Genomic DNA, 15,472 nt, shown 5'->3' with positions numbered 1-15,472 from the left:
CGACTGCCAGCCTCCTGCCTGATACGTTCGGCTTCGTGAACCGCGCCTCGCTGGAGAAGGACCCGCATGAAGTGGCGTCGATGTTCGACGGGGTCGCGCGGCGCTACGACCTGACCAACACGGTGCTCTCGCTGGGACAGGACCGGTTCTGGCGGCGTGCCACCCGTGAGGCGCTGCAGCTGAGTCCGTCGGACAAGGTGCTGGACCTGGCGGCCGGGACGGCGGTGTCGACCGTCGAGCTGGCCGGCTCCGGGGCGTGGTGTGTGGCCGCGGACTTCTCGGTGGGCATGCTGGCGGCCGGCGCGGCGCGCGACGTGCCGAAGGTGGCCGGGGATGCGACGCGGCTGCCGTTCGCCGATGGGGTGTTCGACGCGGTGACGATCAGCTTCGGTCTGCGCAACGTCGTCGACCATTCGGCGGGGCTGCGGGAGATGGCGCGGGTGACGCGGCCGGGCGGGCGGCTGGTGGTGTGTGAGTTCTCCACACCGACGAACAAGCTGTTCGCCACGGTGTACAAGGAGTACCTGATGCGGGCGCTGCCGGCGATGGCGTCGGCGGTGTCGTCCAATCCGGACGCCTACGTGTATCTGGCGGAGTCCATCCGGGCCTGGCCGGATCAGGCCGAGCTCGCGGCCCGCATCGAGGCGGCCGGCTGGTCGGACGTGCGCTGGCGGAATCTCACGGGCGGCATCGTCGCGCTGCACGCCGCCACCAAGGCCTAATTACCCGCGAGATTACCCGCGAGCGTGCGTGTCTGCGGCCGACTCGCCGCGGGAAACCCCGACATCGCGCACGCTCGTCAACCGCGGTGGCCGTGAACGACGTCATTGAGCACTTGGTCGAGGTCTCCGATGCTGCCGCCGAACGGGTTGCCGCGCTTGATTATCCGTTCCCCGTAAGGGGTTACTGCAACCAGCTTCGGCGAGCTGGAGGTCAGCTGCATTCTTCGCTCGAACCGCACCTGATCCAGCGGGGCGATCACCGCGCCCCCGCCGTCCCGGTAGGTCTGCTGGGCCCGGTCGAACACAGCCACCGGGATGAACGCGGTCAGCGGTCGTCGCCTTCTGCTACGGATTCCCTTGGCGCAGAAGTACATCGCGATTGCCGCGACGATTCCGACGGCGAGGATGACGCCGCCGAGCAACCCTGGCCGGGATGTGATTCCCGACGACACATCCGAGAACACCGATATGACACCGAAACCGCCGAACACCAGCGTGATGACGACGAGGACGAACAGCGTGATGTCCGACGGCCCGTTACCACGGTCGAAGACCAGCACCTCGGCCCCTCGTTCGGCCACCACGAGACCGCCGTGTTCGGCGATGATGACCGGTTCCAGAGGCGCATCCATGGGGAGAGCTTGGGTGAATCCCGTCGCGAGCGTGCGGTATTGCGCAGATTTTACGGCGTGTCGCGGTGCAGACCCGCACGCTCACGGTGCTGCTGATGAAGGTCTCAGCGGGCCGGCGTCTTTCGCGACGCCAGAACGCGCTGGATTCCGGCGGCGCTCATCGCCAGCGCCCCCACCACCGCGACGGTGATGGTCCACAGCCTCCGGTCCTCCAGTTCCATGCGACAGAGTTGCGTGTAGTCCGTGTCGACCACGACCTCGCCGGCCACCGGGACGTTCGCGGCACTGGTGTCGTCGAGTGATCGGGCCTCGGACAGGTCCGGGGCGATCGCGCTCCCACAACTCACGACTTGCCGATAGGGGGAGACCGACACCGGAGTGATCAGTCCAAGGATCCCGACCAGCAGGGCCACCACTCCCACGAAGACAGCTGTCAAACGCACCATGCCATATCCGTACCCACAGAAGGCGCTTTGATACGTGCCGGGCCGACCGCGTGTGACTTCGTTGGCTGGGGCACGGCTCGATACCGGGGGCGACGGTTCTCTCAGCGCCTTCTCCGACGACGAGGTCGGCGGTCCGTCGGCGCTGACGAGATCGGCCGACACTGCTGCGCCGACGAGACTTTGAAGCTGACGAGACTCAACCGGGAGGCCAGCGACGACCGAGTGCCTCCCGCACATTGCGCGCCAGCTGATCCAGCCGTTGCCGCTCGACGGGGTCGAAATCCTGCTCGGCTACGGCCCGCTCCAGACGGCGGAGCCGGTCGGCGATCGCGCGGTGGTGCTCGGGGAGCACCACCACCCAGGCGAGTTCGCGCAGCATCGACAACAATCGCGTCAGTACCGCCGGGTCGCTCGCCCCGTAGAGCAACGGCTGGCCGGCCACGAGGTCGAGCAGGTCGGGCAGGTCAGGTTGTGCCAGCACCACCCGGGCCGCCCCGTTCTCGTCGCACAGAATCCGGCGGCCCAGGCGGTATCGGGCGAGTCGGCACAGTGCTGCGCTGCTCGAGTTCAGGCCGTGCACGGCAGTGGTGGGGTCGTTGATGCCCGGGCTCAGCGCACGGACCACCACATCTGTGAGCTGACGGAACCCGTAGCCGATGTCCTGGGTCGCGGTGCGTTCGTTACCCGCGGTGAGGGCGCCGGCGACCCGGTCACGCACCGAGATCCACCGGTCTCCGTGGAGGGGTCCGTCCCCGTTCTGTGCGGGCCAGCAGAGCGCCACCGGGACACCCGCGGTGATGTCCGATCCGACCGGGCGGTCCACCCAGATCACCACGTCGGCGTCGACGGCCGCCTCGAGCAGGGCTCGCTCGGCGACCGAGACAAGGAAGCCCGAGGAGCGCGCGGTGACGATCGACGCGTCGGCGGGCGGGACGGGCACATCGCTGCCAGCGGGGTGGTCGTCGATCCGGTCGAGCAGCCGGCCTGCGGTCTGCTCGATATCGTCGGCGACATGGTCGAGCATCGTCTCGATCCGTATCTGGCGCACCAGATGCCCGAGGAACAGCACCAGCGCCAGAACGCTGGCCATGGCCAGCAGGTAGGCCACCGTGACTGCGATCTGCGGAACGAACTCCGCGGTTCCGTCATTGTCATTGCGGACGGTGCGCAGAACCGTGAGTGCATAGACGAAAGTCGCGAGAAACAGTGCCAGGGTTCGTTGGACGAACCGGTCGGCTGCGAATGTCCGCAACAGCCGCGGGGTGTATTGAGAACTGGCCAGCTGCAACGTGACCAGGGTCAAGGAGAAGGTCAGCGAGGTGACCGTGATCAGTGAGGTCGCGATGGCGCCCAGGACCTCCCTCGCCGCGTCAGCGCCTCCGCCGAACAGGTAGCCAGCCAGTGTCTGAGGCAGCTGCGCATCGACGGCGCTGTCGAGTTCGGGGATCGAGATGCCGGCCAGGACGGCGGCCACCACCCCGAGAGCGGGCACGGGCCACAGCCGACTCCGTAACCCGTCGACGACCACGGCGCCGCGCTGTTTGACAGTGCCCAGGATGCGGGAGCCCCCGTGGCGACCGTTGCCGTCGGCGCTCATCGGCATCGACGATCGGGTTCGCCGAGTACCAGGCGCTCGCAGCCGCTTACGCGGTTGTCCATCGGTGACGGGCACCCCCTGAGTGCTGAGTCCGGGTTTCGATACCCGTGATCCCATCCAAGTACCCGAGACACGCGCCGGCACACATTTTCCTTGACTTCATGTGGACCCTGGTGAGTGCGCGCCCTCTGCTGGAATCCCCTGCGTGTGGAACTCGATTCCGCGCACGCTCGCGCCACTCGAAAGTGCCCCTTCGCCTGCGCGACAGCATTAGCGTGACGCTCATGCTGCTCGGACGCCACGCTGATCCCGATTCCACGCTCGGCACCGATCCCCGCGCGGACCCGCGGATGGTCGAGGTCTTCGCCCGGTTCGGCCTGGAAGGCCGACTGCCCGCCAGCGGTCTGTCGGTGGATTCACCACTCGAGGAGCGCCACGCCTTCGCCGCGATGAGCGAAGAGGGGATGGGCGCGGTGTTCGAGGTGCTGGCCGCGGAACTACCCGCGCCCGACGGGGTGGCCACCACCACCTGCACCATCCCCGGCGTCGACGGCAACGACATCACGGTGTTCGTGAGTAGGCCCGCTCACGCGGCGGGCACGCTGCCCGGGATCGTGCATCTGCACGGCGGGGGAATGGCGATCGCGAGTGCCGCTGACCTCGCTTATATCCGGCTGCGTGAGCACCTCGCCGCCACCGGCCTCGTCGTCGTCGGCGTCGAATTCCGCAATTCCGGGGGAAAGCTCGGTCCGCACCCGTATCCGGCCGGCCTCAACGACTGCGCCTCGGGGGCCCGGTGGGTCAGCGCCAACCGGGACGAACTCGGTATCAGCCATATCGTCGTCTCCGGCGAATCCGGTGGCGGGAACCTGACTTTGACGTTGGCGCACAAGGCGAAACGTGAGGGATGGGTCGACGAGATCGCGGGTTTCTACGCGCAGTGCCCCTACATCTCGAATCGGTGGTTGCAGGCATGTGAGGATCTGCCGTCGCTGGTGGAGAACGACGGCTACTTCGTCAGTCGTGAACAGCTCGCGCTGCTCGGGTCGTTGTACGACCCCGAGGGTGCGAACGTGGGCGATGCGGCGTGCTGGGCGGCTGTCGCCGACGACGACGAGCTGAAAGGCCTTCCGCCGCATGTGATCTCGGTCAACGAGCTGGACCCGTTGCGCGACGAGGGCCTGCAGTACTATCGCAGGCTGTTGCGCGCCGGTGTACCTGCGGTCGGTCGCATCGTCGCGGGCACCTGTCACGGCGGGGATCTGCTGTTCGGGGCCGCGATGCCGGATGTGTTCGCCGCCAGCATCCGTGACGTCAGCGGGTTCGCGCACTCGCTGCGCTGACGCGATCGGCGAGCACCTGGTGTGCGGCGTTGTAGCCGGGGATGAATGTGATACCGGGCCCGCCGTGACATCCGGCGCCACCGAGATAGAGGCCGTCGATCGGTACGGGCATGTCCAGAAAGCCCTTGGGTCCGGGCCTGTTGGGCCCCATCAGATCCGGGTGCAGCAGGCCGTGGCAGAAGTCGCCCGCGGGAGCCGCGAACATCGTGTCCATGTGATACGGCGCGAATGTGATGTGGCGGATCTGGACGTCGCGGAAGTTCGGGGCGTACCGGCAGATCTTGTCGATGACCTTCTCGGCCATCACGTTCTTGAGGCGGCCGTGTTGATCCCGGGGGGTCTCGACGGGGAACGCGTAGGCGAAAGCGCTGGCGGCGTGCATACCCGGCGGCGCCATCGCCGGGTCGTGCACCGACGGTATCTGCATGCCCATGGACGGGTTGTCGGGTATGACGCCCCGCCGGCACTCCTCCCACTGTCGCTGTTGCTCCTCGGGAGAGTTGAACATGCCGATGGATCCCTGCATGCCGGGCTCGTTGAGAAAGTCGTAGGGAGGCGCGAATTCGGGCAGTCCGTCCAGCGCGAAGTGGATCTGCACGAAAGACGCCCGGTGGTCGCGCCCGGTGAGGCGGGCGGTCAGATCGGCGGGCAGGTGCTCGGCGCCCACCATGGTGTTCAGTGTGAGATCCGGTGACAGCGTGGAGATCACGGCAGGAGCGTCGATGCGGGAGCCGTCCCGCAACCGCACGCCGGTGACGCGTCCGCCGTCGACGGTGATCCCGTCGACCTTCGCCCGGTATCTGATGGCGCCGCCGCAGCGCAGGTACTGGTCCAGCAGGTGGTCGCAGAGCGCGCCGATTCCGCCCTGCAGTTTCGTCATCATCGCGGTCGAGTCATCGGGCACGGCGAGGGCGAACGCCAAACATGTTGCGCTGCCCGGCGTATACGGTCCGCGGTAGGTCGAGTTGACGGCGAGGAAGGCGAGCATGCTGCGCAGCACCGCGTGCCGGTGCCTGTCGGGCAGGTAGCGGTCGATGGCGTCCATCGCCGTGCCGAACAGCACGTCGTGGATCGCTCTGCGTTGGTCCTCGTCGGCGGCGCACGCGTACATCTCGTCGATCGTCTTCGGTGGTGTGCAGACATCGAAGCGGCCCAGCGCCTGCGCCGGCCCGTGACTCCAGCCGAGCAATCCCGCCATCCCTGCCACCGCGTCCTCGCCGTGCTTCTCGGCGAGGTGGGTCATGAACTGCATCGGGTCCCGGTAGAAGATCATCGGTTCGTCGCCGTCGTCACCGAGGTTGACCGACATCACCTCGGTGTCGACGGTGGGTAGCTGGTCCAGGCCGAGTTCCTTGGCCACCACGGCAGGGGTGGGGAACTGCACCGACCCCGCGATCTCGTAGCGGAACCCGTCGATGAGCTCGACGGTGGCCGCCATGCCGCCGGCGTAGGTGTTGGCTTCCAGGAGCACGGTGCGCAGACCGGCCCGCTGCAGCACCGTCGCAGCCGTCAGTCCGTTGTGGCCCGCGCCGATGATGATCGCGTCGTAGTCGCTCATGGACCGATCATGTCAGTACTGACATAAAATGTGTCAGTACTGACATAAATCTTCGTTGGTGCGTAGGCTCTGCTCCTGTGACCGCGACACCGACCCTGCACGAGCAGCGACGACGGTCCACCCGGGAGGCGTTGCGGCGCGCTGCGCTGGCGAGTTTCGCGGCCAGGGGTTTCGCGAATGTGACGGTGACCGAACTGGCCCGCGCGGCCGGGGTCACCGAGCGCACCTTCTTCCGCCACTTCCCGACCAAGGAAGCGGTCCTGTTCCAGGATTACGAGACCCAGGTCGAATGGCTAGCTGCGGCATTGGCGCGGCGCCCCGGATCGGAGTCGGTGTTCGACGCGGTCCGCGCGGCGATCGCCGAGTTTCCGTACGACCTCGAAGTGGTGCGTCAGGCCGCGACGGCCCGATCCGAACTGATCAGCGCCGAGCGCATTGCGGGCCATCTTCGCGTGGTGCAGTCGTCGTTCGCCGATGTGCTGACCGGGCATATACGGACCCGCTACGCCGGCACCGCCGATATCGACCTCGTCGCTGATGTCGCCGGCGCCGCGCTGGCCGCGGCTCTCGTTGTGGCAGTGGAGCATTGGGGCCGAAGTGGATGTATGGACGACCTGGGTGAGATCACCTCGGCCAGTATGGCGGTGCTGCGGTCGGGGTTCGCCCAGCTCACCTGACCGAGCGGTCGTCCCACAGTCGCAGCGACTCCTCACCCACCCGCGCGTCGTGGATCTGCTGGAAGTTGCGGCCGCCGCGCCCGAATGTCGCGACAACGGCTGCCGGGCAACGTGATTCGGTGACCGGGTCCGGCCGCCAGCGGCAGCTCCGGACGTGGACGAGGTCGACGACCTCGCCGTCGGCGTCGTAGAAGTACGGACCGTCGAGACGGCCGAGCCAGTACCACCCCTCACCGTCGCGCGTCCACACGAACGACCCGTCGGGCACTGCGGCGAACCGCCGCACCCGCCGCTCCAACCGTTCGGCATCACGGTCGTCGCCGAATCCGCAGAGCCCCAACGCAAATGCCCGGTCGAGCGCCGGCTGCGGGTCGACGTCGTCACGCCGTGAGCGCATCGGGGCGCGGTACGCCGAAGTCACGTCCGCCGCCCGACGAGCGTGCGGATTCTCGTGCATTCACACGGCGTGTCCGCCGCAGACACGCACCCTCGCGGTGAGGAGGGTGCAGACACGCACGCTCGCGGTGCTCGCGGTGCAGACGGCCGCGTCACGTGAACGGGCGGCGGGCGTCCATCCGGCGCGACAGCGTGCCCGCGCCCCGCCACACCCGCGCCACGGCATCCTCGTCCTCGTCGGTGACGAAGTTGCCCATCACCCGGACCGCGGTCTTCATCAACGCCGACGACCGCATCGCCAGTTGCCCCGCCGCGGGCAGGAAGCGGGGGAACGTCAGCAGCAGCGCCAACCGCCGTGCGATCGAGAAGCCGCGCGCGTAGTGCCCGTGCAGCAGCGCCGGCCAGGCCGCCGAGTACGAGCCCGAACCGAGCAATGACGCCGCCAGTCGGCCCGTCTCCAGCCCGTAGTCGATGCCCTCGCCGTTGAGCGGGTTCACGCACGCCGCCGCGTCACCGATCAGCATCCAGTTCGGGCCCGCCACCCCGGACACGGCGCCGCCCATCGGCAGCAGCGCCGACAGCCCGGCCCGCGGATCTCCGGAGAATCCCCACTCGTCGCGCCGCAGCCCGGCGTAGTAGTTCATCAGCGGCCGCAGCGCCGCGTCGGCGGGCCGCTTCGCCGTGGCCAGCGCGCCGACGCCGATGTTCACCTCGCCGTTGCCGAGCGGGAAGATCCAGCCGTACCCGGGCAGCACCTCGCCGGCGGGGGAGCGCAGCTCCAGATGCGAGGTGATCCACGGCTCGTCGCTGCGCGGGGTCGCGATGTAGCCGCGGATCGCGACCCCGTAGACGGTCTCCTTGTGCCATTCCCGTCCCAGCGCGCGCCCCAGCGTGGACCGGGCGCCGTCGGCGACGATCAAATCCCTGCAGCGCACGACCTCGCCGGTATCGAGCACCACGCCGGTCACCCGGCCGCCCGAACCGCGTTCCACGGAGACGGCCTTGACGCCGAGCTTCATCTTCGCGCCGTCGTCGACGGCGACCAGCCGGATCCGCTCGTCGAGTTCCGTGCGCGGCACCGCGCTGCTGATCGACGGGAATGACGGTCCGGGCCAGGCCACCTCGACGTCGGCGCCGAACCCGGACATCCGCAGTCCGCGGTGCGCGATGCGGCCGTCCAGCCACGATTGCAGCCCGAGCCGACGCAGCTCGGCGATCGCCCGCGGGGTCAGCCCGTCACCGCAGGCCTTGTCGCGGGGGAACTGCGCGGAGTCGATCACCAGCACGTCGCGCCCGGCGCGCGCGGCCCACGCCGCGGCCGACGAACCTGCAGGTCCGGCTCCGACGACGACCACATCGACCGCTGTCGAATCCCCGGTCGCTGCGCTCCTGCCCGCCGCTGAGGTCATGCTTCACAGTATGTTGGCTGTGTGAGGACACCGGCGAACGTGGTGGCGGGAGTGGACTTCGGCGACGCCGAATTCGCTCAGGATGTCCGCGACGGAGTTGCCCGCATCGAGGCGCTGATGTCCGAGGAGCTGGGCAAAGCCGACGTGCTGATGGCCGAGGCGGTCCAGCACCTGTTCCAGGCCGGCGGTAAGCGGTTCCGTCCGCTGTTCACCGTGCTGTCCGCGCAGCTGGGTCCGGAGCCGGACGCCTGGCAGGTCACCGTCGCCGGCGCGGTCATCGAACTCGTGCACCTGGCGACGCTGTATCACGACGACGTCATGGACGAGGCGCAGGTCCGCCGTGGTGCGCCCAGCGCCAACGCCCGCTGGAGCAACAACATCGCGATCCTGGCCGGCGACTACCTGTTCGCCACCGCGTCCCGCCTCGTCAGCAGGCTGGGCCCCGACGCCGTGCGGATCATCGCGGACACGTTCGCGCTGCTGGTCACCGGCCAGATGCGGGAGACGCGCGGCGCCGCCGACCACGTCGACGAGGTCGACCACTACCTGAAGGTGGTCTACGAGAAGACGGCGTGCCTGATCGCGGCGTCGGGCCGGTTCGGGGCGACGTTCTCGGGCGCCGACGACGAGCAGATCGAGCGGTTGGCCCGTCTCGGCGGCATCGTGGGCACCGCGTTCCAGATCTCCGACGACATCATCGACATCGACAGCGACCCCGACGAGTCGGGCAAGGTGCCCGGCACGGACCTGCGCGAGGGCGTGCACACCCTGCCGGTGCTGTATGCGCTGCGTGAGACGGGCCCGGACGCCGACCGGCTGCGGGAACTGCTGGCCACCCCGGTCACCGACGACGGTGACCTCGCCGAGGCGCTGCGGCTGCTGCGTGCCTCCGACGGCATCACGAAGGCCAAGGAGACCGTGGCCGCGTACGCCCGCGAAGCCGAGCAGGAACTCGGGCAGCTTCCCGCCGGGCCCGGCCGGCAGGCGCTGGCCACGCTGGTGCAGTACACGATCAACCGGCACGGTTGACCTCCCCGGAACCTTAGTGGGGCGATCGGTCGTTGACGTCGCGAAGACTCATGCAGGTTTGTTGAGGAGGACACCCGAATGACTTGGCATCCGCACGCCAACAGGGCAAAGACGTTCCTGTTGCTGGTGCTGTTCTCAGGTCTGATCGTCGGTGTCGGCGCCCTGTTCGGGCGCAACATCATGTTCCTGGCCGTGCTCTTTGCGATCGGCATGAACGCCTACGTGTACTTCAACAGCGACAAGCTGGCGCTGCGGGCGATGCACGCCCAGCCGGTCAACGAGATGCAGGCGCCGGTGATGTACAAGATCGTGCGCGAGCTCGCCACCACCGCGCGCCAGCCGATGCCGCGGCTCTACATCAGCGACACGGCGGCGCCCAACGCGTTCGCCACCGGCCGCAACCCCCGCAACGCCGCGGTGTGCTGCACGACCGGCATCCTGCAGATGCTCAACGAGCGGGAACTGCGCGCGGTGCTCGGCCACGAGCTGTCCCATGTGTACAACCGCGACATCCTGATCTCGTGTGTGGCGGGCGCGATGGCGTCGGTGATCACCGCGCTGGCCAACCTGGCGTTCTTCGCCAGCATGTTCGGCGGCAACCGTGACGGCGGCACGAATCCGCTTGCAATTCTTCTGGTTTCGCTGCTCGGACCGATCGCTGCGACGGTGATCCGGCTGGCGGTGTCCCGGTCCCGCGAGTACCAGGCCGACCAGTCCGGCGCCGAGCTGACCGGCGACCCGCTGGCACTGGCCAGCGCGCTGCGCAAGATCAGCGCCGGCGTCGAGCGCGCCCCGCTGCCGCCCGAGCCGCAGCTGGCCGACCAGGCGCACCTGATGATCGCCAACCCGTTCCGGTCCGGCGAGAAGATCGGCAAGCTGTTCGCGACGCATCCGCCGATCGCCGACCGGATCGCGCGGCTGGAGGCGATGGCCGGTCCGGACACCTATCGACACCCTGGCCTGTACTGACCCACTGGCTAACACTGCCGGTCCCTGTGGCGACATCTAGGCTGTGATGGTGCGCAGCAGATTCGTCGTCGGTGCCGTGTGTGTTGCCGCGGCCGGTGTCCTCAACGTGTCCGGTCTGGCTGCGGCGCAGCCGACACCGCCTCCGCCCCCGCCGGCACCGGACATCAACGCGTATCCGCCGGTCAACCCGAAAGACTTCGCGGTGCTCGAAGGCTCCGCGTACGCGTTCAGCTCCAACGGGTTGACCTGCATGCTGCAGCGCTCGGGCGGCTACGGCTGCAACGGCGTGCTGCCGGGCGCGCCCCAGAACGCGAACCTGGTCAGCGGCGTCTCGGGCGGAGTGCCCGGATGGGCGTCGTCGCCGGCGCCGATCTTCGGCGGTCCGGTCAACGCGCTGCCGCCGAACACCCGGCTGAGCTTCGGCACGGTCAGCTGCGGCGGTGACGGCACGCTGACCGCGTGCGTGGACAGCCGCAACCAGTCCGGTTTCGTGGTCAGCCCGACTGCGTCGTGGATCGTCAACGCGGTCAACCCGCTGCTGGCGCGTCCCGAGGGCACCAACCCGTACTTCAATTAGCCTCGATTTTGCATCGAGTTGATGACGGGTCCGCTCGGTCACTGAATTGTGTTGCTGGGTGGTCGTTGTCGGGTGGCGGGCGTGGTGGGGTGTCCCGTGTCGCCGGGTGGGGCGGGCTTTCCCAGGGCCTGGTCTTTCGTGGTCGGTGGGTCGAGTGATTTGCTGGTTATCCGAAAGCGGTGCGTAGGTGTTGCCAGGCGGTCGCGATCGCTGATGCCCATCGCCAGGTGGCGTCGATACGGAGGCGAACCTGGCGGGCGCTGCGAGTGATACGGGCAGCGACGTGCAGGATCCGGTAGCGGAAGGTGGCGATCTCGGCGCGGGCCAGTGCGGGGTGGTCACCGAAGCCGATCAGCCGGGCCCAGGTGACCAGATCGGCGGCGGCCAGCACGATTTCCAGCCAGGCGGCGTTGGCCCAAAACGACTGGCAGGGCAGGTTGCGTAGCCCGGTGGCTTTCAGTTCGCGGATGCGGTCTTCGACGCGGGCGTGCTGGCGGTGCCGCAGCTCCAATCCGGCGACCTGACCGGCAATGACGCCGGGTTCGGTGTCGGTGATGAATGCGGTGACCCGCATCCCGTCGGCATCGGTGAACCGCAGCTGCGCACCCGGGTGGGGCCTCTCTTTGCGCAGGATCAGCCGGGTGCCAGCGGGCCAGTTGCTCAGGTTGACCAGGCCGGTGGCTTCGGCGACCCAGGCGCCGTCACGGATGCCGCCGTCGGTGTCGATCGCCGGATACCAGGCTTGGCCGAGGTTGAGGGTGTCGACCGCGTCCTGGACCCGCGCATCGACGGGGTATCCGAAGGAAAATCCCACCCCGGCGGTGCGGCAGGCGTCGGCGAACTTGTGGGTGGCTCCAGCGGTATCGCAGCGCACCAGCACCCGGCAGGCATCCGAATCTGGTGGACTACCTGGGCGGGGCCGCCATCGCGGCGGCAGCGAGGCCAGCGCGTGGTGCAAGACGATGATGTGGTCGCTGGCGGTGTTGGAGCCGGCGTTACCGGTGCGCAGCAGCCCGGCCAGCGCTTCCCCACCGGCGATCTCGGGACGATCCAGAAACGCCAGCAACGGATGGTGACCATAGGTTTTCTTCCAGGTCGGGGTGGCGCCGGTCTTGTTGTCGGAGTGATCGATGACCAGGGTGGCATCGAGGTCGATGTGCAGCCAGCCCTCACCAGTGGGGGCGGCTCCAGCCGCCCATGCTGCGGCCCGTGCGCCGGCTCGTGCAGCCCGCACCCCGGGCAGGTGGGCGGCGTCGATGCGCTCATCGATCAACCGCCACATCGTGGTTGTCGAGGCCTTCGCGCCGAACACATGTTCACGGTCCCCACACAACTGGCCGACCGCATCGATGCAATCGGCCCCGTCGGCGACCGCTGCGGCCAGATCGGCGAACACCTCACCGGGTGCGTACACCCACGGGCCCCGGTAGGTGTCAGCCAGCACGGCGGTGACCTGCGACGATAACCCCGTCAGATCGGCAAGCTCACGAAGCAAGCCCATCCCGGCATGCGACACCACGCCCTGCCCATCGGCGGACACTTTCACCCGCGCTGCGGCCACGATATTCTTCACCTGCGAGGTGCCTTCCCGTAGGAACGATTGAACCGTAGAGAAGTCCAATTATTCCTTGCAGGACAGGCACTTTCGCGTATCTACACCCCGAAAATCACAACACTTCACGAAAAATCCGGGTTAGGCCAAACTAGAAGCCCGAGCCGTGCACCTCGTGGCCGGGCTTCTCGGCCACCAGCCCGCGGTAGGCCTGCTCGACGGTCGAGCCGTGGTTGACCACCCCGTCGACCTCGCGCGCGATCGGCATCGAGATGCCGCATTTGTCGGCGAACTCCATGATCACGCTGGCCGCCTTCACGCCCTCGGCCACCTGGTTCATCGCCGCGATGATCTCCTCGACCGTCTTGCCCTGGCCGAGTTGCTCGCCGACGTGCCGGTTGCGGCTGCGCTGCGACGTGCACGTCACGATCAGATCGCCCATGCCGGCCAGCCCCGCGAACGTGTCGCGGTTGCCGCCCATCGCGACGCCGAGCTTCGACATCTCCGCCACCGCCCGGGCCATCACCATGGCCCGGGTGTTCTCACCGATGCCCAGCGAGTAGCCCATACCGACCGCGATCGCGTACACGTTCTTGAGCGCGCCTGCCATCTCGACGCCGACCACGTCGTCGGTGGTGTAGGTGCGAAAGCGCTTGGTGCGGAACAACTGTGCCAGGTTGGCGGCCAGACTCTGATCGGGCATCGCCAGCACGGCCGCGGCGGCGTAGCCCTCGGCGACCTCGCGGGCGATGTTGGGCCCGGCCAGGATCCCGGCCGGATGGCCGGGCAGGATCTCGTTGACGATCTGGCTCATCCGATAGTTGGTGCCCTGCTCGAGACCCTTGACGAGCGACACCACCGGCACCCACGGCCGCAGGTGCGCCGCCAGTTCGGTCAGCACGCCGCGGAAGCCGTGTGACGGCACCCCCATCACGATCACGTCGGCGCACTCGGCGGCCTCGGTGAAGTCGGTGGTGGCGCGCAGCGTGTGCGCCAACTCCACTTCGTCGCCAAGGTATTTGGAGTTGCGATGGTTCTCGTTGATGTCGGCCGCGGTCTCCGCGGAACGCACCCACTGCAGTGTCGGCCCGCGCCTGGCGCAGATGGAGGCGACGGTGGTTCCCCACGATCCGCCTCCGAGAACGACGACCTTGGGTTCACGCTGCGCTGGTGCCATGGGAGATCACATTAGGACGGGGGAGCGGGCGTGAGGGCGGGTTTGGAAGAGGTGCACCGACCGTGACCCGGCGGCGGCGATAATGGGATTCGACTGCTGAGGGGGTGGCTGTTGCCGGTCACGGTATCGAGGGTCGAGGCATCGAACCTGGCGAGCCTGACGGCCGCGGCGACGGAGCTGCGCGCCAAGATCGGGCAGCTCGACGCGCTCATCACCGAGCAGCGCGGATCGGTGCGGCGGCTGCGCGCCGCGTGGCGGGGCGCAGCGGGCGAGGGGACGATCACACAGGCCGAACGGAACCTCGCCGCGCAGGTGCAGCTGCGTGACCGGCTGGCCGCCGTGCAGGAGACCCTCGACACCGGCGGCAGCCGGCTGACGGCGACGCGCGACGGGCTGACCGGTGTGGTGGAGGCACTGCGGGCCTCCGGCTGGACGGTCACCGACGCCGGCCACGCCATCGCTCCGCCGTTCCCGCCGCTGCTCACGCAGTTCGAGCCGGGGTTCACCGCGTTGATCAGACGGCTGCTGCGGCTGTTCGACGAGATCGACGCCGGCACCGCGGCCGGCATCAGCGGTGTGCTGCGTCAGCGGTAGTTGACGAACTGCAGCGCGACGTCGAGGTCGGCGCCCTTGAGCAACGCGATGACCGCCTGCAGGTCGTCACGCTTCTTCGAGCTGACACGGATTTCGTCGCCCTGAATCTGCGCCTTGACGCCCTTGGGGCCCTCGTCTCGGATGAGCTTGGTGATCTTCTTGGCGTCCTCGCTGGAGATGCCCTGCTTGAGGGTGCCGCTGACCTTGTAGGTCTTGCCGCTGGCCTGCGGGTCGCCGGCGTCGAACGCCTTCATCGAGATGTCCCGACGGACCAGTTTCTCCTTGAACACGTCGACAGCGGCCTTTACCCGCTCCTCGGTGGAGGAGACGATCTCGATGGCCTCCTCGCCTTTCCACGCGATCGTGGTGTCGGTGCCGCGGAAGTCGAACCGGGTCGACAGCTCCTTGGCGGCCTGGTTGAGCGCGTTGTCGACTTCCTGGCGGTCGACCTTGCTGACGACGTCGAACGATGAATCCGCCATTGGACTCGTCCCTCCCTCGTGGTGTCGGTGCTTGGTCCATCTTCGCCGCTGGCCGTGGCCTGTCGACCACCGGCCCCCACCGGACGATTTGTGTCGGGGCACCGTCCTCGTTGTATCCTGCTGTGCGCGCTCTGCAGCGCGATGCAGCACCCGGCAGGTTGCCCGAGCGGCCAATGGGAGCGGACTGTAAATCCGTCGGCTAACGCCTACGCAGGTTCGAATCCTGCACCTGCCACGCTGGGTCAGGCCCCCTTTCGAGGGGGCCTGACGTGTTTGCGGACCCGCAGCGCGGTCGCCAATTCGGCGTACCGC

16 protein-coding genes and 1 tRNA gene are annotated in these 15,472 nt (G+C 68.2%); 8 read left to right on the top strand and 9 right to left on the bottom strand.

Annotation, left to right across the window (positions count from 1 at the left end; all coding sequences use genetic code 11):
• Window positions 1–35 precede the first annotated feature (35 nt).
• Window positions 36–722 (top strand): demethylmenaquinone methyltransferase, encoded by a 687-nt coding sequence (locus BN976_RS01850; protein ID WP_011778256.1) that lies wholly within the window; start codon window positions 36–38, stop codon window positions 720–722.
• 77 nt (window positions 723–799) lie between these two features.
• On the opposite strand, the gene BN976_RS34250 is transcribed toward BN976_RS01850, so the two are convergent.
• The 3 genes from BN976_RS34250 to BN976_RS01835 all read right to left on the bottom strand — a co-directional run bounded on the left by BN976_RS34250 (window position 800) and on the right by BN976_RS01835 (window position 3,397).
• A complete protein-coding gene (locus tag BN976_RS34250; RefSeq protein ID WP_235621948.1) occupies window positions 800–1,354 on the bottom strand; it encodes a hypothetical protein in 555 nt (184 codons plus the stop codon).
• Between the two features lie 104 nt (window positions 1,355–1,458).
• A complete protein-coding gene (locus BN976_RS01840; protein WP_011778258.1) occupies window positions 1,459–1,800 on the bottom strand; it encodes a hypothetical protein in 342 nt (113 codons plus the stop codon).
• 196 nt (window positions 1,801–1,996) lie between these two features.
• On the bottom strand, window positions 1,997–3,397 hold the full coding sequence (locus tag BN976_RS01835) for a DUF2254 domain-containing protein (RefSeq protein WP_036367455.1): 1,401 nt from the start codon (window positions 3,395–3,397) through the stop codon (window positions 1,997–1,999).
• 284 nt (window positions 3,398–3,681) lie between these two features.
• Between BN976_RS01835 and BN976_RS01830 the strand changes: the two genes are divergently transcribed.
• Window positions 3,682–4,740 carry an alpha/beta hydrolase fold domain-containing protein gene (locus BN976_RS01830; protein ID WP_011778260.1) on the top strand — a complete coding sequence of 353 codons (1,059 nt, stop codon included), beginning with the start codon at window positions 3,682–3,684 and terminating at the stop codon, window positions 4,738–4,740.
• Here BN976_RS01830 and BN976_RS01825 read toward each other — a convergent pair.
• A complete protein-coding gene (locus BN976_RS01825; RefSeq protein WP_036367453.1) occupies window positions 4,712–6,298 on the bottom strand; it encodes a phytoene desaturase family protein in 1,587 nt (528 codons plus the stop codon). The two genes, BN976_RS01830 and BN976_RS01825, sit on opposite strands and share 29 nt — an antisense overlap.
• Window positions 6,299–6,375: 77 nt before the next feature.
• Here BN976_RS01825 and BN976_RS01820 point away from each other — a divergent pair, with 77 nt between their 5' ends.
• Window positions 6,376–6,975 carry a TetR family transcriptional regulator gene (locus BN976_RS01820; protein ID WP_036367452.1) on the top strand — a complete coding sequence of 200 codons (600 nt, stop codon included), beginning with the start codon at window positions 6,376–6,378 and terminating at the stop codon, window positions 6,973–6,975.
• Here the strand turns inward: BN976_RS01820 and BN976_RS01815 are convergent.
• Both BN976_RS01815 and menJ read right to left on the bottom strand, forming a co-directional pair.
• A complete protein-coding gene (locus BN976_RS01815) occupies window positions 6,968–7,396 on the bottom strand; it encodes a hypothetical protein (protein WP_036367450.1) in 429 nt (142 codons plus the stop codon). The genes BN976_RS01820 and BN976_RS01815 overlap by 8 nt on opposite strands.
• Window positions 7,397–7,523: 127 nt before the next feature.
• Window positions 7,524–8,780, bottom strand: a complete 1,257-nt coding sequence (gene menJ, locus BN976_RS01810) for a menaquinone reductase MenJ (RefSeq protein ID WP_051558253.1) — start codon at window positions 8,778–8,780, stop codon at window positions 7,524–7,526.
• 21 nt (window positions 8,781–8,801) lie between these two features.
• Here menJ and grcC1 point away from each other — a divergent pair, with 21 nt between their 5' ends.
• From grcC1 to BN976_RS01795, 3 genes are all read left to right on the top strand, one after another.
• Complete coding sequence (grcC1, locus tag BN976_RS01805; protein WP_199558875.1) at window positions 8,802–9,809, top strand: nonaprenyl/(2E,6E)-farnesyl/geranylgeranyl diphosphat synthase; 1,008 nt, start codon at window positions 8,802–8,804, stop codon at window positions 9,807–9,809.
• A gap of 78 nt (window positions 9,810–9,887) precedes the next feature.
• Window positions 9,888–10,778 carry a zinc metalloprotease HtpX gene (gene htpX / locus BN976_RS01800; RefSeq protein WP_011778266.1) on the top strand — a complete coding sequence of 297 codons (891 nt, stop codon included), beginning with the start codon at window positions 9,888–9,890 and terminating at the stop codon, window positions 10,776–10,778.
• Window positions 10,779–10,824: 46 nt separating this feature from the next.
• On the top strand, window positions 10,825–11,355 hold the full coding sequence (locus tag BN976_RS01795) for a hypothetical protein (RefSeq protein WP_011778267.1): 531 nt from the start codon (window positions 10,825–10,827) through the stop codon (window positions 11,353–11,355).
• 166 nt (window positions 11,356–11,521) lie between these two features.
• Here BN976_RS01795 and BN976_RS01790 read toward each other — a convergent pair whose 3' ends face one another.
• Together BN976_RS01790 and BN976_RS01785 are read right to left on the bottom strand one after the other, a co-directional pair.
• Entirely contained in the window at window positions 11,522–12,928 is a 1,407-nt protein-coding gene (locus tag BN976_RS01790; protein ID WP_036367445.1) for an IS1380 family transposase, read from the bottom strand.
• 130 nt (window positions 12,929–13,058) lie between these two features.
• Window positions 13,059–14,084 (bottom strand): NAD(P)H-dependent glycerol-3-phosphate dehydrogenase, encoded by a 1,026-nt coding sequence (locus BN976_RS01785; protein ID WP_036367443.1) that lies wholly within the window; start codon window positions 14,082–14,084, stop codon window positions 13,059–13,061.
• A 111-nt stretch (window positions 14,085–14,195) separates the two neighbouring features.
• Between BN976_RS01785 and BN976_RS01780 the strand changes: the two genes are divergently transcribed.
• On the top strand, window positions 14,196–14,678 hold the full coding sequence (locus tag BN976_RS01780; protein ID WP_011778269.1) for a WXG100 family type VII secretion target: 483 nt from the start codon (window positions 14,196–14,198) through the stop codon (window positions 14,676–14,678).
• On the opposite strand, the gene BN976_RS01775 is transcribed toward BN976_RS01780, so the two are convergent.
• Window positions 14,669–15,160 (bottom strand): YajQ family cyclic di-GMP-binding protein, encoded by a 492-nt coding sequence (locus tag BN976_RS01775; RefSeq protein ID WP_011778270.1) that lies wholly within the window; start codon window positions 15,158–15,160, stop codon window positions 14,669–14,671. The two genes, BN976_RS01780 and BN976_RS01775, sit on opposite strands and share 10 nt — an antisense overlap.
• A 152-nt stretch (window positions 15,161–15,312) precedes the next feature.
• Here BN976_RS01775 and BN976_RS01770 point away from each other — a divergent pair.
• Window positions 15,313–15,395: transfer RNA gene (locus BN976_RS01770), tRNA-Tyr, on the top strand.
• Window positions 15,396–15,472: the final 77 nt, after the last annotated feature.

Origin of the sequence: Mycolicibacterium austroafricanum (assembly GCF_000612725.1) — a bacterium.
GTDB lineage: Bacteria > Actinomycetota > Actinomycetes > Mycobacteriales > Mycobacteriaceae > Mycobacterium > Mycobacterium austroafricanum.
Note: the sequence above shows the minus strand (reverse complement) of the source record. Positions and strands in the feature narration are given on the sequence as shown.

Bases quoted from the DNA above. Each gene is read 5' to 3' on its own strand.
- BN976_RS34250 (WP_235621948.1), bottom strand. From the start codon at position 1,354: ATGGATGCGCCTCTGGAACCGGTCATCATCGCCGAACACGGCGGTCTC.
- BN976_RS01840 (WP_011778258.1), bottom strand. From the start codon at position 1,800: ATGGTGCGTTTGACAGCTGTCTTCGTGGGAGTGGTGGCCCTGCTGGTC.
- BN976_RS01835 (WP_036367455.1), bottom strand. From the start codon at position 3,397: ATGAGCGCCGACGGCAACGGTCGCCACGGGGGCTCCCGCATCCTGGGC.
- BN976_RS01830 (WP_011778260.1), top strand. From the start codon at position 3,682: ATGCTGCTCGGACGCCACGCTGATCCCGATTCCACGCTCGGCACCGAT.
- BN976_RS01825 (WP_036367453.1), bottom strand. From the start codon at position 6,298: ATGAGCGACTACGACGCGATCATCATCGGCGCGGGCCACAACGGACTG.
- menJ (WP_051558253.1), bottom strand. From the start codon at position 8,780: ATGACCTCAGCGGCGGGCAGGAGCGCAGCGACCGGGGATTCGACAGCG.
- htpX (WP_011778266.1), top strand. From the start codon at position 9,888: ATGACTTGGCATCCGCACGCCAACAGGGCAAAGACGTTCCTGTTGCTG.
- BN976_RS01795 (WP_011778267.1), top strand. From the start codon at position 10,825: ATGGTGCGCAGCAGATTCGTCGTCGGTGCCGTGTGTGTTGCCGCGGCC.
- BN976_RS01785 (WP_036367443.1), bottom strand. From the start codon at position 14,084: ATGGCACCAGCGCAGCGTGAACCCAAGGTCGTCGTTCTCGGAGGCGGA.
- BN976_RS01775 (WP_011778270.1), bottom strand. From the start codon at position 15,160: ATGGCGGATTCATCGTTCGACGTCGTCAGCAAGGTCGACCGCCAGGAA.